The sequence below is a fragment of the Bacillus cereus G9842 genome, assembly GCF_000021305.1.
GTDB lineage: Bacteria > Bacillota > Bacilli > Bacillales > Bacillaceae_G > Bacillus_A > Bacillus_A thuringiensis_S.
This window is the reverse complement of sequence record NC_011772.1, coordinates 3,457,573-3,483,810: the sequence shown is the minus strand read 5'-3', so window position 1 is coordinate 3,483,810 and position 26,238 is coordinate 3,457,573. Positions and strand designations below refer to the sequence as shown.

Sequence of the window (26,238 nt, the reverse complement as noted above, 5' to 3'; positions counted from 1 at the left end):
CTTTTTACTATAAATGAAATGAGATGATTGTGTGCCTTTTATAAATCGTTTTACGACAACAGTACCTGGTGCCGTCACGTTCACTGGGAATACACTGGGACTTAGTCCTACATCACCTGCACCAGGTAATATTTTTGGTACACTTGCTGTGTTTACGACAGTAAATACAGCATTGCAAGTACCAGGATTCCCAGCAGGGACAACAGATGAATGGGAATTGAATTCTTCAAGTGCAATTTTAAATCTTCCAGCGGGAAGCAGTGTGTTATATGCAGAATTAGTTTGGGCTGGTACGTTCCGGACTGATACGGAAGATGTGTTACCATTTTTAAATGATAACATTACATTTACAACGCCAGCAGGGACGTTTTCTGTTACGCCAGATCCTGTTACCGCGCAGCAAGGTTCAGTAGGAAACCAGTTTTATTATGCTCGCTCTGCCAATGTAACGAATCTTGTTAGTGCAGGTGGAGCAGGAACATATACAACGGGTGCTGTGCCAGCTGCAAGAACTTCAGCCGACCCAACAATCAGTCGTTCAGCTGGATGGACGCTTGAGGTTGTGTATCAAAATGCCAATTTACCACTTCGAAATTTGTCAGTATATGCAGGTCAAGAAATTATTGATGCTTCATCACCACCAGTTGATGCCACTATTTCAGGATTTGCTACTCCAGCTACAGGAGCTGTAACAGGACGAGTGCTCGTAACTGCTCAAGAAGGTGATTCTAACATTGTTGGAGATCAACTTCGCTTTGGACCGAATGCAAATGCTACAGTTGCATTATTCGGACCAAGAAATCCTGCGAATAATTTTTTTCAGTCACAAATTTGTAATGACAGTGGAAATTTAGATACGAGTGGCACGTTTGGAGATTTGAATCAGCCGTTAGGGATAGCTTTGGCCGTCCGAAGACAGGGGTGGGATATTACAAATGTAGATGCCTCCTCATCTTTAGTAAACAATCAAACATCAGCAACGGTTCGATTCGTTACTAATGGAGATGGATACGCTGCAGCTGGTTTTGGGGTTCAAATTGATGCAACGGGGCCAATTATTAATCCTGTTAAATCGGTCAATAGAACAGTTGCAGGAGTTGGAGATATTCTTACCTACACAATTACAGTTCCTAATACAGGTACAGGAAGTGCAGAAAATGTTATATTACAAGACAGTATTCCGAACGGAACGACGTTTGTTACAGGTAGTGTAACAGTAGGTGGAGTAACACAGCCGAATGCGAACCCTGCTAATGGAATTAATTTAGGCACAATCCCAAATAACACGCAAAGAATTGTTACATTTCAAGTACGAATAACATCGTTTCCGAACCCAAATCCTATTCCAAATCGTGCAATGGTGTCATATCAATTCCGTCCTTTCGTTAGTAGTCCTCCTATTACAAGTACGTCTTCTTCAAACACAGTACAAACGACAGTGAATCAAGCGACTATAAGTATGCAAAAATCTGTAGATTTACAGACGGCAACGCTTAATGATGTATTAACGTACACAGTTAATGTCACAAATAATGGGAACGTTACTGCAAACAATGTTATTTTTGTTGATAGTATACCTGCTGGAACAACATTTGTTCCAAATAGCGTTACAGTGAATGGAGTAGCACGCCCAGGAGCGAATCCAGCAAGTAGTATAAATCTTGGAAGTATTAATGCTTCGCAAACGACTATAGTGCGCTTTCAAGTTCGAGTAACATCTAATCCTCTTGTCAATCCAATTCCCAATCGTGCAAGTGCTACATTTACCTTTACTCCAGTGCCTGGTCAACAACCAGTTTCAGGGCAAGCGACAAGTAACACTGTAGTTACGACCGTTAACATAGCTGATATAAGAACGAGAAAAACAGTGGATAGAGCTTTTGCGACGGTAAATGATGTTCTTACGTACACTGTTACAATTGAAAATAAAGGAAATGTACTTGCGACGAACGTTATTTTTCAAGATCCGATCCCAATTGGAACGACATTTATCGCAAATAGTGTGACTGTGGACGGGGTTTCACAACCTGGGGCAAATCCAGCAACTGGGTTTACAGTAGCTAATATATCTCCTGGCGGAAGTAGGACTGTTACATTTCGAGTACGAGTTACATCTACACCATCGGGAGGTACGATTGCGAATCGCGGAAATGTGTCTGCTAATTTCGTCGTTATTCCGAATCAGCCACCGATAACAATTAATAGACAAACGAATACAGTTGTGACACAAGTTAATACAGGCGGTTTAAATGTAATAAAAGAAGTGAATACAACGCAAGCGGCGGTAGGGGATACTTTAACATACACAATTGCCGTCCAAAATACAGGAAACGTTCCGTTAACAAATGTATTTTTCCAAGACCCTATTTCTTCTGCTGTTTCATTTGTTGCAAATTCTGTAACAATTAATGGAGTATCGCAAAGTGGATTGAATCCGAATACAGGATTTTCTCTTCCGAATATTCCTGCGGCTCAAACAGTTGTAGTCACATTTGACGTATTAATTGTACAGGATCCAGAAAATGAAGATATTTTAAATCAAGCAAATGTAACAGCAAGTTTTCAAGTGAATCCGAGTGAACCACCAGTAACCATCAATGTTCCGAGTAATGTTGTGAATACGACAGTACAAACAGGGAACTTTGAAGTTGTGAAATCAGTGAATACGGCTGTTGCAACTGTAGGGGATATTTTAGTATATACAATCGAAGTTATAAATGCAGGTAGTGTACCAGCTACAAATGTATTTTTCCAAGATTCAATTCCACAAGGGACATTATTTATTGAAAATAGTGTAGTTGTGAATGGTGTTTTACAAGAAGGGGCAGATCCAGAACTTGGATTCCAATTAAATGATTTGCCTACTGGCGCGAGTGTTATTGTTACGTTTGAAGTATTAATTGATGAAATTCCCCAAGGGAATAATGTCGTAAATAATGCGAATGTAACTGGAGATTTCCTTGTAAATCCAACAGAGCCACCGATTACTGTAACAGTACCAAGTAATACTGTTATGACGATTGTGAATTCTTCAGGGTTAAATGTAATGAAAAGTGTAAGTGCTACTGAAGCCGGTGTAGGAGATACGTTAACGTATACAGTTCGTATACAAAATAGTGGAACGGTGACAGCGACAAATGTATCATTCCTTGATCCGATTCCAGTTGGAACCACTTTTGTAGCGAATAGTGTAACAATAAACGGGACACCTCAACCAGGTTTAAACCCGACAATTGGATTTCCACTTGCTAATATTCCAGTAGGAGGTATGGTGACGGTCACTTTTCAAGTGGCAATCACGAGTGTACCACCAAATAGAGTTCTTCCGAATAATGCGAATGTAACTGCTGATTTCCAAGTAAGTCCTCTCCAGCCACCAATTACAATTGTAACGATTAGTAATATTGTTGTGACGCGAGTGAATGTAGGATCACTTAATGTAATGAAGAGTGTAAATACACCACAAGCCGGTGTAGGAGATACGTTAACGTATACGATTCTTATTCAAAATACAGGAACTGTTCCTGCAACAAATATTGTTTTTCAAGATCCAATTCCGTCTGGTACTGCGTTTGTAACAAATAGTGTGACGATAAATGGAGTTGTTCAGCAAGGTGCGGATCCTATGCTAGGTTTCCCGGTACCAAATATTCCGGTCGGGCAAACGGCTACGATTACGTTTCAAGTTACAGTGACGAGTGTTCCGAGCGGTGGAAATATAAGAAACCAATCGAACGTTACTGCAAGTTTTCTTATAAATCCAGCAAACCCTCCAATAACGACTGTTACAAATAGTAATTTTGTTGTGACGCAAGTAAACACAGCACAGTTAAATATACAAAAATCTTCATCTGTACAACAAGCAGCACTTGGAGAAACTTACACGTATTCTGTTGTCATTCGGAATAACGGTACAGTAACAGCAACGAATGTCTCTTTCCTTGATCCAATTGCTTTAGAAACAACATTTGTAGCAAACAGTGTAACGATAAATGGAACGCTACAACCTGGATTTGACCCAAATGTTGGTTTCCCGCTTCCTAATATTGCTGCTGGAACATCATTGACAGTAACGTTCCAAGTTACGGTAGTTGCACCGTCTACACGTGGAGCAGTATTAAATACAGCATCTGCTACAGCCACTTTCTTATTAAATCCTTTACAACCACCTGTAACAACCACGAATTCAAGTAATACAACGGTAGTTACAATACCGTTACCTCCTCCTGGTGAAGTAACAGCAACAAAAACAGTTGATGTTGCAACTGGGGCCGTTGGGGATGTATTAACGTATACTGTGCTCATTTCAAACGTAGGAATTATCCCTGTTACAGATGTGTTCTTCCAAGATGTCATACCAGAAGGAACGACGTTTGTTGACAATAGTGTAACGATAGGTGGAGTGCAGCAACTTGGTTTAAATCCAGAAATAGGATTTACAGTTACTCCATTATTAATCGCTGGTGGAAGTATTGAGGTCACATTCCAAGTGACGATTACAGAAATTCCAGATAATGAAGTCATATTAAATGATGCAGATGTTACATTTACTTCACAACCAAATCCGCAGGAACCACCGATTACGGAAACGATATTAACAAATTTAGTCGTTACGACAATTAATATAGCGTTTATTTTTCCATTGAAACTAGTAGATAAAGAAGTAGCGACGGTAGGAGAAATATTAACGTATGATGTATTGATTTTTAATTTCGGAACAGTGCCAGCGACGAATGTTCAATTTATCGATACTACTTCCGCGGGTGTAGCATTTGTACCAGGAAGTGTGAGCATAAACGGGGTACCAGCACCAGGATTAGATCCTTTCATTGGTTTTACAGTTCCAGATATACCTGTCGATGATTTTGTACTTGTCACATATCAGGAAGTGGTTACAAGCATACCAGAAGGTGGAACGATTGTTAATTTTGTAGACGTTACAGCTACATTTGCTGTAAGTGAAACAGAACCGCCTATTACGGAAACAACGACAAGTAATACGACATTAACAGAAATCAATGAGCCTGGTTTGAATGTTTTAAAATCAGTGAGTCAGCCGGTTGTTGCAGTAGGCGATACAATCACATATACAACAGTAGTTCAAAATACAGGAACAGTGCCAGCAACGAATGTTCAATATAGTGATGTATTACCTTCCTCTATAGCATTCGTGCCGAACAGTGTAACGATAGATGGTGTGTTACAACCTGGATTCAATCCGAATAACGGATTCCCGCTTCCAGATATAAATCCAGGTGAAAGTGTAGAAGTCACCTTCCAAGTAACCGTTGTTAGTGCGCCATCAAACGGAACAATTGCCAATACGGCAAATGTAACTGGAAGTTTTGTATTAGTACCAGGAGAACCACCAGTTATAGTAACAGAGCCGAGCAATACAACACTTACAACTGTAAATAGAGGGCAATTTAATGTTATTAAACAAGTAAATAGGGTTGCTACTCTCGTTGGAGATATATTAACGTATACGGTTCAAATAACGAATACAGGAACAGTAACAGCTAATGCTGTTCAGTTTGTTGATACCATTTCAGCAGGGGCGTCATTTGTACCAAATAGTGTAACGATAAATGGAGCCTCGCAACCAAACTTAAATCCAATTACTGGATTTGGAGTTGGAGATATACCGGTAGGTGAAACAGTTATAGTGACGTTTCAAGCGACAGTTACAAACATCCCGTCATCAGGAACAATTACGAACGTTGCAAATATAACAGGAAGCTTTACTTTAGTGCCAGGAGAACTACCAGTTGTAGTAACAGAGCCGAGTAATACGACGATAACTAGAGTGAATAGAGGACGATTCAGCGTTATAAAATCTATAAATAAAGAAGCGACACGATTAGGAGATACGTTAACGTATAGTGTGCAAGTTACAAATACGGGAACGGTAACAGCAACGAATGTTCAGTTTATCGATGTTCCATCACCTAGTTTAGAATTCGTTCCTGGAAGTGTACAAATAAATGGGGTTCCGCAAGTAGGTTTAGATCCATTTGTAGGCTTTGCATTGCCTGATCTTGCAGTAGGGGATAGTGTATTAATTACATTTGAAGTAAATGTAATCGCAGTTCCGCCTTCTAGTAGCATTATGAATACAGCAAGAGTAACGGGAGATTTCGAATTGATTCCAGGAGAACCTCCGTCTACAATTACAAATTCAAGTAATACGACGGTTACGCCGGTAAATAGAGGCAGCTTAGATATGCTAAAAGAAGTAGACCATTCAGTTGTTGGTGTAGGAGAAACGGTAACGTATACTGTTCGTATATTAAATACTGGTACTGCTGATGCAATGAATGTTCAATTTATCGATGTGCTATCTCAGGAAGCTGATTTCATTCCAAATAGTGTAACGATAAATGGGGTTCCGCAACCGGGGTTAAATCCGCAGATTGGATTTACGATACCTGATATACCAGTTGGTGAGACGGCACTTGTAACATATGAAGCTACGATTACAAGTTTTCCGGATGGTGGAACAGTAGTAAACGTTGCTGGAGCGTTAGCAGAATATATTTTAGTACCAGGAGAGCCGCCAGTTACAGTGATGGACACGAGCAATACAGTTATTGTAACGGTAAATACTGCAATCTTATTTGTTGCAAAAGGAGCAAACTTTGAAGTAGCAATGATAGGGGATGTTGTCACTTACGGAATCGCTGTTATAAATGATAGTACAGTTCCTGTGACCAATATTGTGTTAACAGATATCATTGATCCGAATACGCTATTTATAAATGGTACGGTAACGGTAAATGATGTACCTCTTCCATTTGCTAATCCGAATACTGGTATTCCGTTAGGTGATTTTCAGCCAAATGATGCAGCAATTATTAATTTCCAAGTTGTAATAACAGGAGGGCAAGTAAATAATTTAGTTACAAATACCGCTACAGCGAATGGGCTCGCAACTGTAAATCCGAATGAGCCGCCAGTAGTAGTTGAAGGTGATAGTAATACAGTTGTTATCCCGTTTATTCCTCAAAATGTCTCAACGACAGTCGTAAAAACGGCAGATTTACAGGCAGCAACAATTGGAGATGTCATTACGTTTACGACAGTCATCACAAATACGGGTGATACTGTAATGCAAAATATTCGTTTTCAAGATATGTTAGATAGTAGTGTTCGATTTGTTCCTGGAAGTGTAACGGTTGATAATAGGCCAGTGCCGAATGTAAGCCCGGCAGTAGGGTTTCTTATCGGAATTTTAAATCCTGGTGAAGCAAGGACAGTTTCGTTCCAAGTAGCAGTACAGAGCGCGCCAAATGGCTCAGGAAATTATATAAATCAAGCGAGTATTCGTTTTGAACATCAAGTAGGCACAGTATTGCCACCTGTTACACAAATAGTAGAAAGTAACATAGTTGTCATTCCATTTGTTCCAACGATTGAACAAATTTGTGAAACAAACTTTAATTGCTTAGATAAAATTCCATTTCAATGTTCTCCGTGTAATCATTTGCATGGACATAAAAAATAAAAACAGAAAGAGCATCCTGAAAAATAATTGGATGCTCTTTCTGTTTTAATCATATAGATTCATTTTCGGGTGAGGTGAAAAATTCGTCGGTTTTGTCGGAGAGTAGTAATGGAATGGCTCCTTTTATAACAGAAATGTCCCAGTCCCACCATGCGAGATTCTCTAGTTTGTCAATCGTTTCTTGTGGGAAACGATATCGAACAAATTTTGCAGGATTACCAGCTACAATTGCATACGGGGGTACGTCTTTTGTAACAACGCTTCTGGCGCCGATAATGGCCCCGTTACCAATTGTAACACCAGATAAAATGCAGGATTGATAACCAATCCATACATCATTGCCGACTACGATATCACCTTTTGAAGAAGGGTGACCAGTAATATGTGCTCCTTCATCAAAAAGTGCATTAAATGGATAAGTTGTTATCCAGTCTGCGCGATGTTCACCGCCGAGTATGAAAACGACTTCTTCTGCTAATGAACAAAACTTACCTATTTTTAATTTTGTTTCATCGTTCCAAGAAAAAATGGTTGGCCCTACTTTACTATAAGTATAATCACCAATATCATATTTATTATATTCAGGTTTTTGATTTAAATATAACATGCTTCTTCAGCCTCCTTTCTCAATTAAGCGATACGTATGGAATATTATATGCAAGATGTAGTAATGTGAACTGTATTAAATGTGAACTGTATTAATAGGTGAAATGAAAAAAAGGGAGTGGGATGTATGCGATACGAAATGGGTTTATATAATAAACCGTTTCAGTCAATTCAATCAGGAAAAAAAGTATATGAAGTACGCCTATACGATAAAAAACGTCAACTAATAAACAAAGGCGATGAAATCGTATTTACGAATCTTACGACGACAGAAATGATGACGGTAAAAGTAACGGAAATAAAGCGATACGAGAGCTTTAAATCTATGTATGAACAAATTGATAAAAAATTATTGGATTGTGAGAATGATAGTTTAGAGGAAATGTTAGAAAGTACATACAAAATATATACGAAAGAACAAGAAAAAGAGTGGGGAACAGTCGCGATTCGTATTGAGGAAATAAAATGATAAGAAATCGCGGGGCGGCTATCATTGTACAGGAAGGGAAAATTGCTCTTATAAAACGTATTCGAGAAGAGGAAACATATTATGTTTTTCCTGGCGGAGGGGTTGAGGAAGGTGAAACGCCTGAAGAGGCAACGAAAAGAGAGGTATATGAAGAATTAGGGCTACATATAAAAGTGGAGCACCTTATTGCAAAGGTAAAATATAAAGGAAATGAATATTATTATTATGGTGCCTATATTACAGGCGGAGTGTTCGGAAGTGGAACAGCTGAGGAATTTCAGCGGGAAGGTAGAGGAAGTTATATTCCGTTATGGCTACCGATAAACGAGTTGGAAAAAGTGAATATAAAACCTTATGAAGTGGTCGGAAATATATTTAATCATTATAAAATATAACGTCTGACAACATACAAAAAAAACCATTGACATAGGCTTCTGATTTAAGTATTGTATTCGAGTATGTTTATAATCAGGAGGTTTATATGAGCAATCAAACTACTACACATCATGTGAAAATGACAACAGCGGATCCATCTGGAATTGGTCTATTTGGATTAGCAATGGTAACACTTGTAGCATCATCTCAAAAGTTAGGCTTAACAGATGGCGTTTCACTTGTATTACCATGGGCAATCTTTTTAGGAGGATTTGCACAAATCTTTGCTTGCATTCACGATGCAAAGCATAACAATACATTCGGTACGACAGCATTTGGTGCGTACGGCCTATTTTGGTTAGGTGTTGGAATGACTTGGTTAATTCAACTTGGAGTATTTGGCGAAAAATTAGCACAAGCTGCAGATTCAAAACAGCTTGGTGTAGCCTTTATCGGATATTTGATTTTCACAATCTTTATGACGATTGGTGCAATGGAAACACATAAAGTATTATTTATGATCTTTGTCCTTATTGATTTCTTATTTATTGGTCTTTCATTAAGTACTTTAGGTGTTATGCCGCACGCAATGCATAATTTAGCAGCATATTCTGAACTTCTTATTTCATTATTATCTTTCTACGGCTCAGCAGCAGCAGTGTTAAATACACACTTTGGAAAAGTTGTTTTACCAGTAGGAAAGCCTTTTGGTATTTTTAAAAAGTAATAAAAAAGCACAGATGATTGTATAGTCATCTGTGCTTTTTTATTTATCCCGCTATTTGCCGGGCAGTAAGACCCCCCACCTCAAAATTCAGTGGAAGCAAAGAAGTTAGGTGAGGGCCCTGCTGCCCGTAAAAGTCCGATTGGTTCAACTAATAATGAGTGGGGGATGAACAAAACTCCCACTCATTAAAGTTTCACTTTATTTGAAATAAGTAATGTAAATAAAAGTAGAAAAAATCGATTGAAATTGATTCTCATTATTAATATAATGAGAATGAGAATCATTTATTGTTAGAGGGGGATGCCAAAGTGGCAAAAATTTTAATAGCTTATGCAAGTATGTCAGGAAATACAGAGAGTATTGCTGATTTAATTAAAGTTAGTTTAGATGCTTTTGATCATGAAGTAGTATTGCAAGAAATGGAAGGCATGGATGCTGAAGAATTATTAGCTTATGATGGAATCATTTTAGGATCTTATACGTGGGGCGATGGTGAATTACCATTTGAAGCGGAAGATTTTCATGAGGACTTAGAAAATATAGATTTAGCTGGGAAAAAGGTAGCGGTATTCGGATCAGGTGATACGGCGTATGAACTATTTTGTGAAGCGGTAACGATATTTGAAGAACGTCTTGTAGAACGCGGTGCAGAGCTTGTACAAGAAGGGCTGAAAATTGAATTAGCTCCAGAAGATGAAGAGGATGTTGAAAAATGCAGTAATTTTGCAATTGCATTTGCTGAGAAGTTCTAAGAATGGGAGTGTCAACGTGGAGACAATGTTAAGTGCAACTGCTATTGCAAAGTTAAGAGATGGAAAACTGTTGTTAGCTACTACATATAATGGCTTATTTATTGAACAAGACGGAGAATGGAAACGAATTTTAAATGGTTTTCAAAAACGAATTAGGGATTTACATAGCGAAGATAATGTAGTTTATGGTGTAGGTGACGAAGGGATTTTTATTCGTAGTATGAATGGTGGAGAGAACTGGACAATTCAGCGTTTTCCAACAAAAGCAACGAGTTGGAATGTATGTAGCAATGTACAAGGAACTGTCATTGCTCATGGAGAAAAAACGCTGTATCTTTCTAATAATTTCGGTTCGACATGGGAGACTATTCATCCGTTTCTTGAGTATGGCAGTGCGGCACCGTCTATTCGATCGTTATTTTTATATAAGCATTACTTATTTATTGGTACGAAAATACATGCTAAATATGGTGGTGTTTGGCTCTTTGATTTGAAGACACGTAAATTAAAGAGGATTAAAATTGCGATGAATCAAATGATCTCCGCGTTGACTTTACACAATTCTTATTTAGTAGCGGCAAGTGGATCGTGCAAGGGAGTTAGCGGGAATATTTCTTATTGTAAAATAGATGAAAGTATTGCGAGTGAAAAAATATATTGGCATACATGTCAAAGTGAGCAGAAAGCAAGTAGTTATTTAGACTTAAGTGTAGATCAACATGTTTTATATACAACTTCAACACAAAATAAGGCGGGTATTAGTAGTGTGTGCCGTGTGCTTCTTGACGAAGGTATTGTTACAGTATGTGATTCAGTTAAAGGGCACGGATGGCGCATTGTTAATCAAAAAGATGGTTATGTAGTAGCCGGATCAGGCGAATTAAAAGCAATGCAGTGGGAACAAAAAATAATTTAAGAAAAAAACTTTACTTTTATTATATTGATATGATATAGTGTATTTAAACCATTTTACTTTTAATAATATAGAGATTTAAATGAGCTGTAACTTCCGAGGAGGATAGCAATGTTAAATCTCCTCAGGGGTTGCAGTTTTTTAATATCTGGCTTATTATTGTAAGGTGGTTGAAAATGAATATGTACATATAGGTACATTGTAGGAGGATTTTTTTCATGCAAAACGGTAAAGTAAAATGGTTTAACTCAGAAAAAGGTTTCGGTTTCATTGAAGTTGAAGGCGGAGAAGACGTATTCGTTCATTTCTCAGCTATCCAAGGCGAAGGCTTCAAAACTTTAGAAGAAGGTCAAGAAGTTACTTTCGAAGTAGAACAAGGTAACCGTGGACCTCAAGCTACTAACGTAAACAAGAAGTAATTTTTGAAAAAAGAAGGGCTCGCCCTTCTTTTTTTTGCATTTTTATAGATGTCCTCCTACTTACATATCATAACGAGACTGAATTTTCATTTATTTATTCGGAGTATTTTTGTATAAAGTACATGAATAAATAAATACTGAAAATAGAGTGTTTGTGTGAAAAGGAATTTAGAAAGAGGTAAATAAATTGAAAAACGCTACACATTTCATTGTGTTTGATATTGAGAGGAATTTCAGACCGTATAAATCAGAAGATCCGTCAGAAATAGTTGATATCGGAGCTGTAAAAATAAAAATAGGTACAATGAAGATAATTGAAGAGTTTTCGGAGTTAGTAAAACCAAGTGCACGATTAACTCGTCATACGACAAAATTGACTGGAATTACAAAGGAAGATTTAATTGGTGTAGAAAAATTCCCTCAAATTGTAGAGAAATTTATTCAGTTCATCGGCGAAGATTGTATATTTGTTTCATGGGGAAAAGAAGATTATCGCTTTCTATCTCATGATTGTGCATTACATGGTGTTGAATGCCCAAGTATAGAAAAAGAAAATAGAATTGATTTGCAAAAATTTGTTTTCCAAGCGTATGAAGAATTATTTGAACATACGCCAAGTTTACAATTTGCAGTAGAACAGCTCGGTTTAACATGGGAAGGGAAACAGCACCGAGCTCTAGCAGATGCTGAGAATACAGCAAATATACTTCTTAAAGTATATAGCGAGAGAGATATTCATAAACGGTACAAAAGACATGGCGAACTGGAACTTGTAAAGGACGGGAAACTAACGGAAAAAGCGAAAAAAAAGATGCGAAAATGGGTGTTTAAAGAACTAAAGAAAAATACAGAACGCTCTTTTGAATGGAGTACATTTGAAAGTAGTGACACGTGGGAAAGTATTACGGAAAGATATTATATAAGTGAAAATACAGTAGAACTGCTGAAAAAACATTTTCGTACGGCAGTGCGAAAAGCAGAACGGCAGATTAGGTATTTGGCTGAGATGGAGGAGAATGTAGAGGTTAAATGACATTCTCCTTTATTTCTAGCTACATAAATTTAACATCATTATATTGATGGATGAATAAAGTATTCATATTAAATAGGAATTGATTTGTTGTGATTGGGCCATTATAATTGCTTTGAAAATTAAGGGGCGGTAAGAATTTTTAAATACATTCATAAAATTAGAGCCCATAGAAATGAAAGAGGATACAGTTAAATGGAAGCAATCTTCAACATTGTAACAGTTGTAGTTTTGGGGATAATATTTACCACGCTATCAGCAGTAATTATACTTCCTTTCATAGCAAAGAAGAAGAATTGGAAAAAGCTTAATATATCTTTAAAGCGTGGTGTATTAAAGATTAAAATCGAAGAGTAAAATATGAGTTTTATACAAGGGAGGTGTGATAGTGATAGACTTGGATATTAAAGACGTCACCGTACAGATGGAATTAAACGGTGTCTTTTGGAATGAGGATGGGGTTGCTGAAATGACGGTGACTACAAAAGCTGAGCATTCTCTTCTTCTTCGTTTAGTAGTTGACTTAAAAAGTAAAACTATTAGGGCGACAAGTGCCGACATAGTAAATGGATTCTGCCCTCTGTGCAAACAGAAAAAGGACAAATGTAGTGAACTTAATGACTTGCAAAACAAAATGGAAATTTTAGAAGAAGCCTACGATTGGGTGAGAGAGCATCCGGAATATCGTTTTCAATTATCTTTTTACGAGTATAATAAATTTGAGGTAGTGAAGTGAAGTTTTCATTTTACCAACATACATAGTGACTACTCTAATGGAAATACGCTTGCACAACAAGGAAGGAATTTACTTGATTCTGCGACAATTGATATCTTGAATCAATAATAATTTTTAAAAATAAGCATATTTTTGTTATAAATCAGGAAAAACGATTCTATTAAGAATCGTTTTTTAATATAAACATCAACTAAGCTCAAAATAAAAGAGCGCTTATTAAAAGCGCCCAATAAAAACAGATATATGGAAGGATTTATTCAATCCCGTTCGGATCATACGAATACTGTTGCTTATTCTCAATCCGCTCAATCACATCTTGCAGCTCATCTGGCTTCAGAAACTCAATAGGAGAGAAGCCCTTTTCAAATGTAAGTGTGTCTGCTTCAATCATAAGTACATATCGGTCATTTACCTTCGCAATATGTATTTGATCCCCGAAATCAGCAAGTAACGCCTTCACAGAAATATGGTCTGCTTTTAGCTTTAATTCCACTTCAGGAGCATGCTCAACGATTTGAGCGGTAGCTTCCATTACTTCTTCGGTTGAAAATTGTTCCATAATTTCGCGTTTCGGACTGGCAGCCCATACTTCTATCGCTTGGTCGAATTGTTCGCGTTCTTCTGTACCTTCTTCAAATACCTCTTCAATTTGGTCGTATACCATGTCCATTACTTGTGTTTTCATAATTTCAGGCATAGAGCGTTCATATTCGACGAATTTTAAGAAGTCTTCAAAGTAGCGGGCGTGTGATGCTTGGTGAATTTTTAATTCGCCCACTTCGACCATACCTTCTTCAGGCATGTACGGATATTGGATAGATTTCATATTCTTTGTTGTGATGGCCATTTCAACGTTACGAATCAGTGTTGATTCATCAGAAATAGAAGCCACCTTTGGTTCGAAGTCGCATTTCATTACAAATACGAATGGATCATCAAAGTATTTGCGTAGTTTTGCCTGAGCAATTAAAAATACACCACCGCGTACAGCGCTTGTGTCAAGATATGTATAAACGAGAGGTTCGCTCATATCTTTAAAGTTTTCCTTTGTTTCTGCAAAGCGAATACGATTAAAAAGGTTGTAATGAGGGTTTGAATCAAGTTCGTGCCCTTCTTCTACAATAAAGCGACCAATTTTTGTTGGGGCTTGTTCGGTTTTTGCATGACGTTCTACTTTTCGCTTCGATATTTTTAATAACTCACCATTCAAAAATTCTTTTAAGGAGCTATCTTCATACTCTTCAGCGTCTAAAGTTTGAAAATGTTTGTAGCGTTTATCAACTGCTTCACCTTTTCCTTCTACTTGTACAACATAAAAGGAAAGATAATTTATTTCAAAATCCATATTTATCACCTTGTTTCATTTCATTAACTCTTATCAGTATAGAGATGGAAAAAACTTTCGTCAATTTATATAAAGGAAGGGGGAGCCCCTTCCTTTATATAATTTTTATCCCGCTATTTGCCGGGCGGGCTGCCCGTAAAAGCCCGATTGGTGAAGGTTGATTAAAGTTTCACTTTATTTTCTCGATTAAAATCCGTCTTCTAATGCTGCGAATGGAATGTTTAGTCTGTTTTCTACTGTGCGTAAACGTTGGTTTAAGCGGTTTAGTCTACGTGTATGGCGCTCAACTGTATTTTCTAGTTGACGTACTCTTTGTTCAAGCTCATTTACGCGTCTTTCTAATTGACGATTTCCAGTGCCAGGAAAAGAGATTGGAAGTTGGAATTGTCTATTTTGGTCATATGGATTCGTTTGCTCTGCTTGATCTGCTTGATCTATATAAGATTGGTATTGTGCTTGTAAGTCATACTGTGGTTGTTGGTACGCATATTGATTATATGGATCATATGGATTGTAGGGATACATAATAACATCCTCCATTTCTTTAAAATAGGTTGAATTCACCATAATGTATGTGCAAAAGCGGAGCGGTGGCACGGCAAATACCTATTTATGTTGAGGGATTTTTCTTTATAAAAAATAGCTTGAGGGTTTTTGATTTGTATTTCTTTTGCTTAATGGTATATACTGGATAAAAGGGAGAGTTTACATAAAAGTTACAATTCTATCAAACTCAAACTTTTATGTAAATATGTATAGACATTTGTAAAAGAAAAGAGTAATTTATATAGAGTGAAAAATAACTTGTAACATTTTATAAACATATTGTAAAATGATTGTAACAAAACATACATAAAAATGAAATAAATACATAATAGTGATGTTGGGGAAAGGGAGAGAGTATATTGTTCCGTAAAGTAAAGGGTATATTAGTTGGGGTGTTATGTGTAGCTGTAGTGAGTGGCTGTGGTACAAAAGTAAGTGATGTTGCATTGGTAAGTGATATTGGTGGGCACACTGTAGAGGCTAAAGCAGAAGTGCAGGATACTATTAGTTTAGTTGATGGTCGAACTGGTACTGAAGTGAAAAAATTAGATTTATCTGGTTTAGGCTATTTTGAAGATGAAGCGAAATTTAAAAAGTCTGTAACAAAGGTTGTTGGTGAGGTTGGAAAAAGCGTCGACAAAAAAATGGTTCCTTCACGTATAGCACCTGATGGAAGTTGGCAAGAAGGAAAACCTTCTTATGAATTAATGGAAAAAGAATTAGTAGATAAATTGTTAAATGTGGGTATGTGGGATGCTACGTATCAGTTGCCGATCGTGGAGAAAAAACCAGTCGCAACATTAAGTGATGCGCAAGGAAATGGTACGGTAATTGGTAGATATGAAACGAACTTAGGCGGTTCAACAGGTGGCCGTATTGAGAATATTCGTTTGTCAGCAGCGAGCATAAATGGAGTTGTGTTAGCAAAAGGAGACCGTTTCTCTTTTAATTCATTAATCGGTGATACAACACCAGACAAAGGATATCAATTAGGGAAAGAAATAGTTGATGGTAAATTAGTAGATGGATACGGTGGTGGTGTTTGCCAAACATCTTCAACTTTATACAATGCAGCAGATCAAGCTGGCCTGAAAATGGTGGAGAGAACTACACATTCTAAAACGGTAGGTTATGTTCCTCAAGGAAGAGATGCTACAATTGCATATCCATATTTAGATTTAGTATTTGAAAATACGAATGATGCACCTGTGAAGCTTTATATGGGCATTCAGGGTGGAAAGCTAGTTGCTGAAGTTCATAAAATGAGATAAGCGTTAAAAAGCCCCCTTTTCTGAAAGTTAGAAAAGGAGGCTTTTTTTATTATGAAAATAAAAATGTATGTAAATTCTGACTTTTCTTATTTACATAGGATGATTTTAGTTGTATCCTTCATAGTAACGGTTATATGTAATGGTAAAATATAGGGATAAGGAGATGAAGTTATTCATGGTACGAATTCATCCGAAAACACGTATTGGTCATGTTGAATTTAAAGTGAAAGATTTAGAGCGTCAAATTGCTTTTTATAAGAATGTTGTAGGATTAGAGGTAATTAAGCAAGAGGGGAATAAAGCATATTTAGCAGGAAAAGGTAGTAAGAATACATTACTTGTTCTTGAAAAGATAGAGGACGGGGTACTGCAAGAACCGCGTACGACTGGTATATATCATGTAGCCTTTTTAGTTCCGACTCGTGAAGCTTTTGCTTCTGCGCTATTTGGGGTTCTTCGTAATAAGAATGTAATTGACAGCCCAGCTGAGCAAGAAGGGCGTTATACATATTCAAATGAAATTTTACCAATCTCAAGGTTTAACAGTGCAAGTGATCATACATATAGCGAAGCGTTTTATTTGCAAGATCTAGAGGGGAATGGTATTGAAATTTATGCAGACCGTCCGCGTGATCAATGGGGAGAAGGACCAGGAGGAAGTACGCCACTAGATTTAAAAGAGCTGGCAACACTCGTTGATTATGAGGCTGATGGATTACCTGCTAATACTGTCGTTGGGCACGTACATTTACGAATAGCTGATGTAGAGAAATCACAAGAGTTTTATGTAGAGACAGTAGGGTTTGAAGTGCAACAACGTGAAGATGACTGCTTATTCATTTCTGCAGGAGGATATCATCACCATATCGGTGCAAATACGTGGAACGGAGTAAATAATCCACACCCACCAGTACATGCAACTGGACTAAAGGTATATACAATTGTACTACCGCATAAAGAAGCGTTAGATGCAGTGAAAGAAAGATTAATAGAAAAACAACATGAAATAAATGAAACTACAAATGGGTTTACGGTAGTAGATCCAAGTGGTATTACAGTGCAGTTTGAAATAGAAGCAGTGTAAAATAAGCGAGAAAGTGTATAATCACTTTCTCGCTTATTTGTGATCATTCATAGCTCAATCCAATATCTTCTTACTACATTCCCATCTTCCTCAGTGAAATCATCATCACGAAGCCCGCCGTTATGTAAAATCGTTTTTTCAGAAGCGGTATTCACTGCGTCGCAAACGACAAGTACTTTCGTGATGTCTAATTCCTTCGTTTTTTCTAATGATAATGCTAGTAATTTCGTAGCATAACCTTTTCTTCTTTCAGAAGGGCGAATGCCATAACCGATATGACCGCCAGCGTTAAATAGATGTTCAGTTAAACTATGACGTATATTAACAGCTCCGACAATTCTATTATTATTTGTAACGAGCCAATATGTAGAATCTGGTACCCAAGTTTCAGGGATATTTATTCCGTTATGCGCATCGAGAAGTTCTTGAACCATAGCTGGGAAGTTAGCAGGATTTTTTGAGATAACCCACGGGATCATTGTTTCACCGCTATCTTTCCATTCGATATAGAAATCTAAGTATTCTTCTTGTAAATCAGTAGTAGGTGTAAGTAACGAGACGTTCATTGTTAGTAAGCTCCTTTGTTTATGTAGTATTTATAAAAAAATTATGACACAAAATGAAAGCGTTTTCTTAAGTTTCTCAACCTAATTTCATGTAATTCACCTTTGATTTTTTAGAAAATTAGTGAAGATTTAAAATTAGAAGTTATTTATTTTATGTTAATATTTTAAATATTAACATAAAATGGTCGGAGTATTAAGTGTATTTTAGTGGTATTCCTTCATGTTGATAAATGGATGTTTGTGATAATTTTTGTTTTATCTATCTATAATGAATGAAAGGGGGAAGTGCCCGTGAGTGTAGATTTTGATTTTATTATACGAATCGGTGTTGCTGGCTTGTTAGGAGCAATGATTGGTATTGAAAGAGAAATTCGATCGAAAGAAGCTGGATTAAAGACTCATTTCCTCGTAGCGGTAGGAAGTGCGTTAATAATGGTTGTTTCGAAATATGCCTTTTCAGATATTGTGTATGAAGAGCATACGTCTCTAGACCCAAGTCGGATTGCAGCACAAGTCGTTAGTGGAGTTGGTTTTTTAGGTGCAGGCACAATTATTATTCAAAAGCAGGCGGTGAAAGGATTAACGACCGCGGCTGGTTTATGGGCTACTGCCGGCATAGGATTAGCAATTGGAGCGGGAATGTATGTAGTAGGGATTGGAGCGACGATTCTCGTTTTAATTGGTTTAGAAATTGTGAGTCGTATTTTTAAGGTGCAATTTTTATTTCCACAAAATATAACGGTGCAAATGTGTATAAATAAACATGAAGCGGTACAACAAATAGTAGAAACGCTACAAGTGAAAGGCATTCCAATAGTTTCATATGAGGTGGAGGCTTCACAGCAAGGTACAGAAACTGTTTATAAGGTAGGGATGCAACTGAAAAATATATCGTCAGAAGAAAAGAATGAGTTTATTCAGTATATGCAAACATTACCGGAAGTTACGTTTATAAAGTTAAAATCATAGTGTTGAAAACGAGGATAGATGTAGCAGGAATTTTGCTATTATCTATCTTTTTTGATATAAAACGCACATAAAGTCAAGTGCTAATTTTGCGCAGCAAGGATACATATGTGAACGTTCCCTTATTTTTTCTCAATACAGGACAAAAAGTAAAAATAGTAAAATAATGGAGCGGGACACTAAAAATGTAAGGTAGGGGAGAGTATGAAAGGCTATTCAAAAAAAATGTTAGTAGGGGTAAGTTTTGCTAGTTTAATGTTAGGGAGTTTTCAAGGGGTAAGTTTGGCAGAAGATACTAAGGGAGAGCAAGTTTCTTATCGAAATGTACTCAAAATGGAGCCAGTCGGTGTACAACTACCAGTACAAGAATTAGCTCATTCATCGAAATTGCTCGAAAGCAAGTCTTTTGAGCAAAGGATACAATTTGCTGATTTATCACAAAGACCGCCTGAGGTAAAAAAGGAAAGTAAGCAATTAGCTGTAGCGAAAACTTATACAATTGCTGAATTAAATCAATTAAGCAATCAGCAGTTAGTAGATTTACTTATAACCATTGATTGGGAGCAAATTACGGGGCTATTTCAGTTTAATACAGACAGTCTAGCATTCTATCAAAATGATAGTAGAATGCAGGCGATTATTGATAAATTGAAGCAGCAAGGACAAGCCTATACGAAGGATGATTCAAAAGGGATTGAGACATTAGTAGAGGTATTACGTTCAGGATTTTATTTAGGATTTTATAATTCGGAACTTAGTAAATTAAATGAACGGAGTTATCATGATAAATGCTTACCTGCATTAAAAGCGATAGCTAACAATTCAAATTTCAAGCTGGGTACATTAGAGCAAAATAGAGTGGTATCATCATACGGAAAGTTAATAGGAAACGCTTCGAGTGATGTGGAAACGATAACATCGGCTGCAAAGATTTTTAAACAATATAATGATAATTTCTCTACATTAGTAGATAATCTTTCAGCTGGAAATGCTATTTACGATATTATGCAAGGTGTTGATTACGACATTCAATCGTATTTGTACGATACGAGGAAAGCACCGAAAGATACAGTATGGTATCAGAAAATAGATAGTTATATTAATGAACTAAGTCGTTTTGCATTAATGGGAACGATTACCGCAAAAAACGGTTGGCTTATTAATAATGGCATTTATTATACAGGTAGGCTCGGTTCGTTCCATAGTACAGGAACGAAAGGATTACAAGTTGTAACAGATGCGATGAAAATTTATCCGTATTTAGGGGAGCAATATTTCGTAGCTGCTGAGCAAATCGCGACGAATTATGGCGGAAAAGATGCAAATGGTAAAGTGGTGAATTTAGATCAAATAAGAGAAGATGGAAAGAAAAAATATTTGCCAAAAACGTATATGTTTGATGATGGGGCAATTGTTTTAAAAGCTGGAGATAAAGTGACAGAAGAAAAAGTAAAACGTTTATATTGGGCGGCAAAAGAAGTGAAGGCACAATTCCATCGTACGGTTGAAAGTGATCAACCTTTAGAAAAAGGAAATCCTGATGATGTATTAACGATGGTTATTTATAATAGCCCAGCAGAATATCAGTTTAATCGTCAATTGTACGGATATGAAACGAATAACGGTGGTCTTTATATAGAAGGAACAGGTACGTTCTTTACTTATGAGCGTACGCCAGAAGAAAGTATTTATAGTTTAGAAGAATTATTCCGACACGAGTTCACGCATTATTTACAAGGTAGATATGAAGTACCAGGGTTATGGGGTCAAGGGAAAATATATGAAAATGAAAGATTATCTTGGTTTGAAGAAGGGAATGCTGAATTTTTTGCAGGGGCAACGAGAACGGATAATGTTGTACCGAGAAAGAGTATTATAGGAGGATTATCTTCAAACCCAGCAGAGCGTTATACGGCAGAGCGAACGTTAAATGCAAAGTATGGAACATGGGATTTCTATAATTATTCCTTTGCTTTACAATCGTATATGTACAATAAGAGATATGATATGTTTGATAAAATACATGATCTTATTAGGAAAAATGATGTAACAGCATATGATGCATATCGCTCTACATTAAGTAAAGATGCGAATTTAAATAAAGAATATCAAGATTATATGCAAATGCTATTTGATAATCGTGAGAAATATAACGTACCATTAGTATCAGACGATTATTTAGCAAATCATGCACCGAAACCAGTTTCAGATATTGCGGCAGAAATAACGGCGGAAGCAAAATTGAAAAATGTATCAGTGAAGAAAAATAAATCAAAGTTCTTTAATACATTCACACTACAAGGAACATATACAGGAACTGCAGCAAAAGGAGAATATGAAGATTGGAAAATAATTACACAAAACGTTAATGATACGTTAAAACGTTTAAGCGCAAAAGAATGGACAGGCTATAAAACGGTAACAGCATACTTCGTAAATTATCGCGTGAATGCATCAGGACAATTTGAATATGATGTTGTGTTCCACGGTATTAATACAGAAGAAGGTGCAGAGAATAAAGCGCCAGTTGCGGTTATAAACGGTCCGTATAGTGGAAATGTGAATGAAGCAATTTCATTTAAAAGCGACGCATCAAAAGATGAAGACGGGAAAATTACTTCATATAAATGGGAGTTTGGAGACGGTACTGTAAGTAATGAGCAAAATCCAACTCACGTATATACAAAAGAAGGAGCGTATACAGCGAAATTAACAGTAACAGACGATAAAGGAGCAACTAATACTGCTACAGCGACTGTAACTGTTCAAAAGAAAGAAGATAACAGTTTAGAAAAAGAACCGAATAACTCATTCCAAACAGCAAACAAACTGCAGTTAAATCAAGTTTTACGTGCTAGTTTAGGAAATGGAGATACAAGTGATTTCTTTGAAATTAATGTGGAGACTGCTAAAAATCTTCAAATTAACGTAACGAATGAAAATAATATCGGAATGAACTGGGTACTTTATTCTGAAGCAGATTTAAATAATTATGTTACGTATGCTCAGCAACAAGGGAATAAACTAGTAGGTAGTTACTACACGTATCCAGGGAAGTATTATTTACATGTGTATCAGTATGGTGGTGGAACAGGGAATTATACGGTGGAAGTAAAGTAGTAAAAGGGGAGTTGTCTTTTTTAATGAACGGCACAAGGTCTGTACTTTAATGAAAAAACAACTGTAGGAAATGTCCCTAACGATAATAACAAATTAAGTGTCGAGAGATGCTATATTTACATTAAACAAATCTAATTAGTAAAAGAGATAAACTATTATTTCATCCAGATGTAAGAAAAGTTATAAATATTAAGTGCGTTTACTGTAATTAAACTAAAGGATCAGAGTGTATCTGTAACAATAGATAAGCTCTGACCCTTATTATTTTATAAATTTAAGATAATTAATAAGTAAGCTAGCTAGCGGGATTCTTAAAATTCATTTATATAATTAACTAAACAGAAAATTTTTATCACATTGGCAAGGGATACTAATAGAAAAGCGTGTCCCTTTACCTAATTCACTCTCTATCTCTATATCTCCGTTTAATTCTCTAATAATACTATAAGCAATCATAGTACCAAGCCCAGTTCCTTTTTCTGTTGTTGAATAGAATGGCAAAGCAATTCGTTTTATTTGTTGAGATGACATCCCAATTCCTGAATCAATAATATCAATTATGATATTTCCTTTTACTTTTTGTATATTTATTTGTAATAATCCACCATTTTTCATAGCCTCAATTCCGTTTTGGATGATGTTGTTTAGACAGAGTTTGAATTTTTCGGGGTCCCCATTTATATAAAAGGAATCTGTACTATTTTGTTTGATTTCAACTTTGTATGATAGAGCGAGTGGTGAAATAGTATCTTTCACCTGATTTAAAATGTGATTAATATCTATTTTCTCTTTTAGGGTGTTCTGTGGTTTGGTTAAAGATAAATAGTTATTAATAGTAGATTGTATTTGCTGCATTTCAATTAACATGATTTCTAAGTATTGATCCTGAGATAGCTTAGAGGCATGTTTTTCATTTAATAATTGAGTGAATCCATGTACCGTGGTTAGTGGATTGTGGATTTCGTGTGCAATTGACGCCGCTAGTTCGCTAGCTATATAAAATTTTTCAGCCCGTTGCAGTTTTTCTTCCATTTTATATTTCTCAATCATTCCCTCTATTAAATAAACTGATAATAATACTGTGAAAATATTAATGACTATATAATTTAATAAAAATTCTATGAGAGTAGAGTCTATTTTCCCTCCTGTATTTATTTGAGTTACAATACCGCAAATAGAAAGTGAAGTTGTACATACTAAAATAAGGAGTAAGCTTAATAATACTTTTTTTTCTTTAATATACATAGGTAATAGGTAACGAAAGAGCATTGTTATACCAAAAATAATAGTGAAGATAATAAATGATGGAAGAACGCCATTTCCGCCTAAGTAAAACCGATAAGAAAGATATAAAATTCCTATAAAAATAATGTTTTTTGTATTTCCATATAGAAAAACTAATATAATAGGAATAAAACGTAAATCATAAATAAATCCCACATGTAAATGAAAAGGAAAAGTCATACAAAAAATAATAGCAATGGAGGAAAGGATAGAAAATAACATATTATTACATGTTGTTTTTTCTTTAAACTCTAGCCAAAATACGTGATAGCTAAGGATACAAATTATTATAATAAAGGTATTTAATAAAAGAGTAGAAATTCCCATAGTTTTGCATCTCCGATAGTTTGTAAGTAGAATTATGTATGAGTTGGACATAGATGTTTAGTATTAGTAGACTTTTTATCTAAAAAAGGAAGGGTACTTGAAAAACATGCTGTTATATTACTCGTATTAAAATTGATAAGGAAAATAGAAAAAATCTATTTAAATTTATGTACATATGAAATTATCAACTAACTTTTGTATGGGTAAAATCGGGATTTAGTTACTGATAAAATAATGTTTTTTAAGTATGAATATTCTGTGAAAATGATATGCGTGGTGACTTCTGTTTTGTAGCCTCCGTTATATTAACATGGAATATATCAAATTACAAAGTGAAATTTTAGAAAAATTTTATTAGTACATTTTATCTGAAATAGAAATGCTATTTATGTGAGTATTTTGGTACTTACTCGTATAAAACTTTGTTAGAAAAAGACTTTAAAATTTACATGTTTTTTATGAAGCGTAATATTGTAGCTTTATCTATGTAGGGTTCTCAATAACTGTTAATACAAAAAGTTAAGATATATAGTTTTATAGATATGAATTATTACATAAAAACGCACTTGGAAAAGGATGTATGATGGTAATAGAATACAAACATCAAGGGGGAACTTAAAATGAAGTTAAATAAACTAGTGCTTAGTTGTGGAGTAGTTTCAGCATTAACACTTGGTGTGTTAGGGAATAATACTTATGCTGAAGAAGTACACAAAACGAATGATCCAATTCATGTAGTTGAACATGTTTCTGCAGACTTATTATTAACCCAAACAATGGATTATAGTGGCGAGGCTGAAACTTCTTTTGTATATGATGGGAGTACTGACTTAAGCTTCTCTATGAAAAATAATGGTCAAAATACAATGGGATATAGTGTAAAAGGTCCAAATACAGAGCTAATTGTTGGTGGTTATATAAAACCTGGAGAACAACAAATTAATGTTACAAATGTACGGAATGCTTTATCTCCATTACCGAATGGAACATATAAAATTTACGTTTCAAATGATGATGGTTCTAAGGGGCAATTCCAAGTTTCAGTAAGATCTATGAATTAAATTTAAAACGCTTTGTTTTTAAGTTAATTTAATCTTTACTTATTGGAAAGAAGCTAAATTGAATTGAGAATTACCGATAAAAATGAAAACGAGCACCTTATCTAATTGTGAGAGGGTGTTCTTTTTTGCTATTAAACAGAAAACAATTACTTCCAACCACCTATAAATATATTTTGATATTTTCATTGCTAATCTACTAGTTTGTGTCAACGAGAGAATGTCTACTATAAAAGATATTAAAATAAAGATGATGTAACATTCAGCTAAATTATATGGGGAAATAGAAAAACCACTCTTATATGAGTGGTTTTTAGTAATTATTTTTAGGTTATACATTTAAAATTAGGCTAAGTTATAGAAATAATAAACATTTAATCCCGCATTAACTGGCAGTAAGACTCCCACCTCAAAATTCAGCGGAAGCAAAGAAGTTAGGTGGGGGTCGGGCTGCCAGTAAATGCCCGATTGGTTCAACTAATAATCAGTGGGGGATGAACAAAACCCCCACTGATTAAAGTTTCACTTTATCCGTTGTGATTATTTTGGTTCTGGATAATGATTGTAGTAAGAGATTCTAATAAATTCTTGGTAGACATTTGTTAATTTGGCATCTCTAAGAGCATCGTTGAATTTTTGCATACGTACACTACCTTGAGCGTAGCCTCCACCTGGGGCATAAGGGTTTCTAGCTTCAAAGTCATCCAAAAATACTTTTAATTTTTTATAGTCTTGAGATTGATAGAAAGCCACGGCCTCTTCAGGAGTGACATCAAAGTAAGAGGATGATGTTGAGTTATAAGAAGCTGCTTGAGCAGTAGGTGCCTCTAGCATAGTTGCAGCTCCACCGAACATAGTAAGCGCCATAGAAGATACAATAATTTTTTTAAACATAATAAAACCTCCATGTAGAATATTGGACTAATAGCAATCCTGTAATCATTATAGTTACATTAAAAATGATTATCAAATGCAATGTTGCATAATGTATCCTGCTATTTGTGGGCAGTAAGGCTCAAAGCAGAGAAGTTAGATGGGGATCGGGCTGAATAAAGTTTTACTTTATTCTTTGAATGAAGAGTCACCCTTATATCTCAATGAAGGAGCGTAATAGAGAATTAATAGATTAAAAGAGGTGTA

The 26,238-nt window shown here is 35.8% G+C and carries 21 protein-coding genes; 15 read left to right on the top strand and 6 right to left on the bottom strand.

Annotated features, from left to right (window positions below; all coding sequences use genetic code 11):
• Positions 1-31: 31 nt before the first annotated feature.
• The gene (locus BCG9842_RS17375) at positions 32-7,504 is read left to right on the top strand and encodes a DUF7507 domain-containing protein (RefSeq protein ID WP_001115904.1); all 7,473 of its coding nucleotides are present in this window, start codon (positions 32-34) and stop codon (positions 7,502-7,504) included.
• 49 nt (positions 7,505-7,553) lie between these two features.
• Here the strand turns inward: BCG9842_RS17375 and BCG9842_RS17370 are convergent, their stop codons facing one another.
• The gene (locus BCG9842_RS17370) at positions 7,554-8,111 is read right to left on the bottom strand and encodes a CatB-related O-acetyltransferase (RefSeq protein ID WP_000966310.1); all 558 of its coding nucleotides are present in this window, start codon (positions 8,109-8,111) and stop codon (positions 7,554-7,556) included.
• A gap of 126 nt (positions 8,112-8,237) precedes the next feature.
• Here BCG9842_RS17370 and BCG9842_RS17365 point away from each other — a divergent pair, with 126 nt between their 5' ends.
• The 9 genes from BCG9842_RS17365 to BCG9842_RS17330 all read left to right on the top strand — a co-directional run bounded on the left by BCG9842_RS17365 (position 8,238) and on the right by BCG9842_RS17330 (position 13,531).
• The gene (locus BCG9842_RS17365) at positions 8,238-8,579 is read left to right on the top strand and encodes an ASCH domain-containing protein (protein WP_001268365.1); all 342 of its coding nucleotides are present in this window, start codon (positions 8,238-8,240) and stop codon (positions 8,577-8,579) included.
• On the top strand, positions 8,576-8,974 hold the full coding sequence (locus tag BCG9842_RS17360; RefSeq protein WP_000620836.1) for an NUDIX hydrolase: 399 nt from the start codon (positions 8,576-8,578) through the stop codon (positions 8,972-8,974). The genes BCG9842_RS17365 and BCG9842_RS17360 overlap by 4 nt, the downstream gene beginning before the upstream one ends.
• 86 nt (positions 8,975-9,060) lie before the next feature.
• Positions 9,061-9,681, top strand: coding sequence for an acetate uptake transporter (locus tag BCG9842_RS17355; protein WP_000070938.1), 621 nt, complete (start codon positions 9,061-9,063; stop codon positions 9,679-9,681).
• 308 nt (positions 9,682-9,989) lie between these two features.
• Complete coding sequence (locus tag BCG9842_RS17350; RefSeq protein ID WP_001062758.1) at positions 9,990-10,433, top strand: flavodoxin; 444 nt, start codon at positions 9,990-9,992, stop codon at positions 10,431-10,433.
• 16 nt (positions 10,434-10,449) lie between these two features.
• A complete protein-coding gene (locus BCG9842_RS17345; protein WP_000449483.1) occupies positions 10,450-11,349 on the top strand; it encodes a WD40/YVTN/BNR-like repeat-containing protein in 900 nt (299 codons plus the stop codon).
• Positions 11,350-11,564: 215 nt separating this feature from the next.
• Positions 11,565-11,765 carry a cold shock-like protein CspB gene (cspB, locus tag BCG9842_RS17340; RefSeq protein WP_001179150.1) on the top strand — a complete coding sequence of 67 codons (201 nt, stop codon included), beginning with the start codon at positions 11,565-11,567 and terminating at the stop codon, positions 11,763-11,765.
• Positions 11,766-11,952: 187 nt separating this feature from the next.
• Positions 11,953-12,798, top strand: a complete 846-nt coding sequence (locus tag BCG9842_RS17335) for an exonuclease (protein WP_000786425.1) — start codon at positions 11,953-11,955, stop codon at positions 12,796-12,798.
• A gap of 192 nt (positions 12,799-12,990) precedes the next feature.
• Positions 12,991-13,152, top strand: coding sequence for a hypothetical protein (locus BCG9842_RS31375; RefSeq protein WP_000387294.1), 162 nt, complete (start codon positions 12,991-12,993; stop codon positions 13,150-13,152).
• A 31-nt stretch (positions 13,153-13,183) separates the two neighbouring features.
• On the top strand, positions 13,184-13,531 hold the full coding sequence (locus BCG9842_RS17330) for a hypothetical protein (protein ID WP_000566111.1): 348 nt from the start codon (positions 13,184-13,186) through the stop codon (positions 13,529-13,531).
• A 253-nt stretch (positions 13,532-13,784) separates the two neighbouring features.
• On the opposite strand, the gene BCG9842_RS17325 is transcribed toward BCG9842_RS17330, so the two are convergent.
• The gene (locus tag BCG9842_RS17325) at positions 13,785-14,876 is read right to left on the bottom strand and encodes a DUF3900 domain-containing protein (RefSeq protein WP_000345052.1); all 1,092 of its coding nucleotides are present in this window, start codon (positions 14,874-14,876) and stop codon (positions 13,785-13,787) included.
• Between the two features lie 186 nt (positions 14,877-15,062).
• The gene (locus BCG9842_RS17320; RefSeq protein WP_000283709.1) at positions 15,063-15,401 is read right to left on the bottom strand and encodes a hypothetical protein; all 339 of its coding nucleotides are present in this window, start codon (positions 15,399-15,401) and stop codon (positions 15,063-15,065) included.
• 380 nt (positions 15,402-15,781) lie between these two features.
• Here BCG9842_RS17320 and BCG9842_RS17315 point away from each other — a divergent pair, with 380 nt between their 5' ends.
• Positions 15,782-16,693 carry a VanW family protein gene (locus BCG9842_RS17315; protein ID WP_000488994.1) on the top strand — a complete coding sequence of 304 codons (912 nt, stop codon included), beginning with the start codon at positions 15,782-15,784 and terminating at the stop codon, positions 16,691-16,693.
• Positions 16,694-16,868: 175 nt separating this feature from the next.
• Positions 16,869-17,777 (top strand): VOC family protein, encoded by a 909-nt coding sequence (locus BCG9842_RS17310; protein ID WP_000251644.1) that lies wholly within the window; start codon positions 16,869-16,871, stop codon positions 17,775-17,777.
• A 47-nt stretch (positions 17,778-17,824) separates the two neighbouring features.
• Here the strand turns inward: BCG9842_RS17310 and BCG9842_RS17305 are convergent, their stop codons facing one another.
• Positions 17,825-18,343 carry a GNAT family N-acetyltransferase gene (locus tag BCG9842_RS17305; RefSeq protein WP_001103111.1) on the bottom strand — a complete coding sequence of 173 codons (519 nt, stop codon included), beginning with the start codon at positions 18,341-18,343 and terminating at the stop codon, positions 17,825-17,827.
• A gap of 291 nt (positions 18,344-18,634) precedes the next feature.
• Here BCG9842_RS17305 and BCG9842_RS17300 point away from each other — a divergent pair, with 291 nt between their 5' ends.
• Positions 18,635-19,312, top strand: coding sequence for an MgtC/SapB family protein (locus tag BCG9842_RS17300; RefSeq protein ID WP_000109726.1), 678 nt, complete (start codon positions 18,635-18,637; stop codon positions 19,310-19,312).
• A gap of 201 nt (positions 19,313-19,513) precedes the next feature.
• Positions 19,514-22,429 (top strand): collagenase ColA, encoded by a 2,916-nt coding sequence (colA, locus tag BCG9842_RS17295; RefSeq protein ID WP_000679516.1) that lies wholly within the window; start codon positions 19,514-19,516, stop codon positions 22,427-22,429.
• Positions 22,430-22,759: 330 nt separating this feature from the next.
• Here colA and BCG9842_RS17290 read toward each other — a convergent pair whose 3' ends face one another.
• The gene (locus BCG9842_RS17290; RefSeq protein ID WP_000513024.1) at positions 22,760-24,040 is read right to left on the bottom strand and encodes a sensor histidine kinase; all 1,281 of its coding nucleotides are present in this window, start codon (positions 24,038-24,040) and stop codon (positions 22,760-22,762) included.
• A 620-nt stretch (positions 24,041-24,660) separates the two neighbouring features.
• On the opposite strand from BCG9842_RS17290, the gene BCG9842_RS17285 reads away from it, so the two are divergent.
• Positions 24,661-25,101, top strand: coding sequence for a hypothetical protein (locus BCG9842_RS17285; RefSeq protein ID WP_000773517.1), 441 nt, complete (start codon positions 24,661-24,663; stop codon positions 25,099-25,101).
• Positions 25,102-25,638: 537 nt separating this feature from the next.
• Here the strand turns inward: BCG9842_RS17285 and BCG9842_RS17280 are convergent.
• Entirely contained in the window at positions 25,639-25,992 is a 354-nt protein-coding gene (locus tag BCG9842_RS17280; RefSeq protein ID WP_000473481.1) for a hypothetical protein, read from the bottom strand.
• Positions 25,993-26,238 lie beyond the last annotated feature (246 nt).

Excerpts from the sequence above, each read along its gene's own strand:
- BCG9842_RS17370 (WP_000966310.1), bottom strand. The coding sequence starts at position 8,111 with ATGTTATATTTAAATCAAAAACCTGAATATAATAAATATGATATTGGT.
- BCG9842_RS17365 (WP_001268365.1), top strand. The coding sequence starts at position 8,238 with ATGCGATACGAAATGGGTTTATATAATAAACCGTTTCAGTCAATTCAA.
- BCG9842_RS17360 (WP_000620836.1), top strand. The coding sequence starts at position 8,576 with ATGATAAGAAATCGCGGGGCGGCTATCATTGTACAGGAAGGGAAAATT.
- BCG9842_RS17355 (WP_000070938.1), top strand. The coding sequence starts at position 9,061 with ATGAGCAATCAAACTACTACACATCATGTGAAAATGACAACAGCGGAT.
- cspB (WP_001179150.1), top strand. The coding sequence starts at position 11,565 with ATGCAAAACGGTAAAGTAAAATGGTTTAACTCAGAAAAAGGTTTCGGT.
- BCG9842_RS31375 (WP_000387294.1), top strand. The coding sequence starts at position 12,991 with ATGGAAGCAATCTTCAACATTGTAACAGTTGTAGTTTTGGGGATAATA.
- BCG9842_RS17325 (WP_000345052.1), bottom strand. The coding sequence starts at position 14,876 with ATGGATTTTGAAATAAATTATCTTTCCTTTTATGTTGTACAAGTAGAA.
- BCG9842_RS17320 (WP_000283709.1), bottom strand. The coding sequence starts at position 15,401 with ATGTATCCCTACAATCCATATGATCCATATAATCAATATGCGTACCAA.
- BCG9842_RS17310 (WP_000251644.1), top strand. The coding sequence starts at position 16,869 with ATGGTACGAATTCATCCGAAAACACGTATTGGTCATGTTGAATTTAAA.
- BCG9842_RS17305 (WP_001103111.1), bottom strand. The coding sequence starts at position 18,343 with ATGAACGTCTCGTTACTTACACCTACTACTGATTTACAAGAAGAATAC.
- colA (WP_000679516.1), top strand. The coding sequence starts at position 19,514 with ATGAAAGGCTATTCAAAAAAAATGTTAGTAGGGGTAAGTTTTGCTAGT.
- BCG9842_RS17290 (WP_000513024.1), bottom strand. The coding sequence starts at position 24,040 with ATGGGAATTTCTACTCTTTTATTAAATACCTTTATTATAATAATTTGT.
- BCG9842_RS17285 (WP_000773517.1), top strand. The coding sequence starts at position 24,661 with ATGAAGTTAAATAAACTAGTGCTTAGTTGTGGAGTAGTTTCAGCATTA.
- BCG9842_RS17280 (WP_000473481.1), bottom strand. The coding sequence starts at position 25,992 with ATGTTTAAAAAAATTATTGTATCTTCTATGGCGCTTACTATGTTCGGT.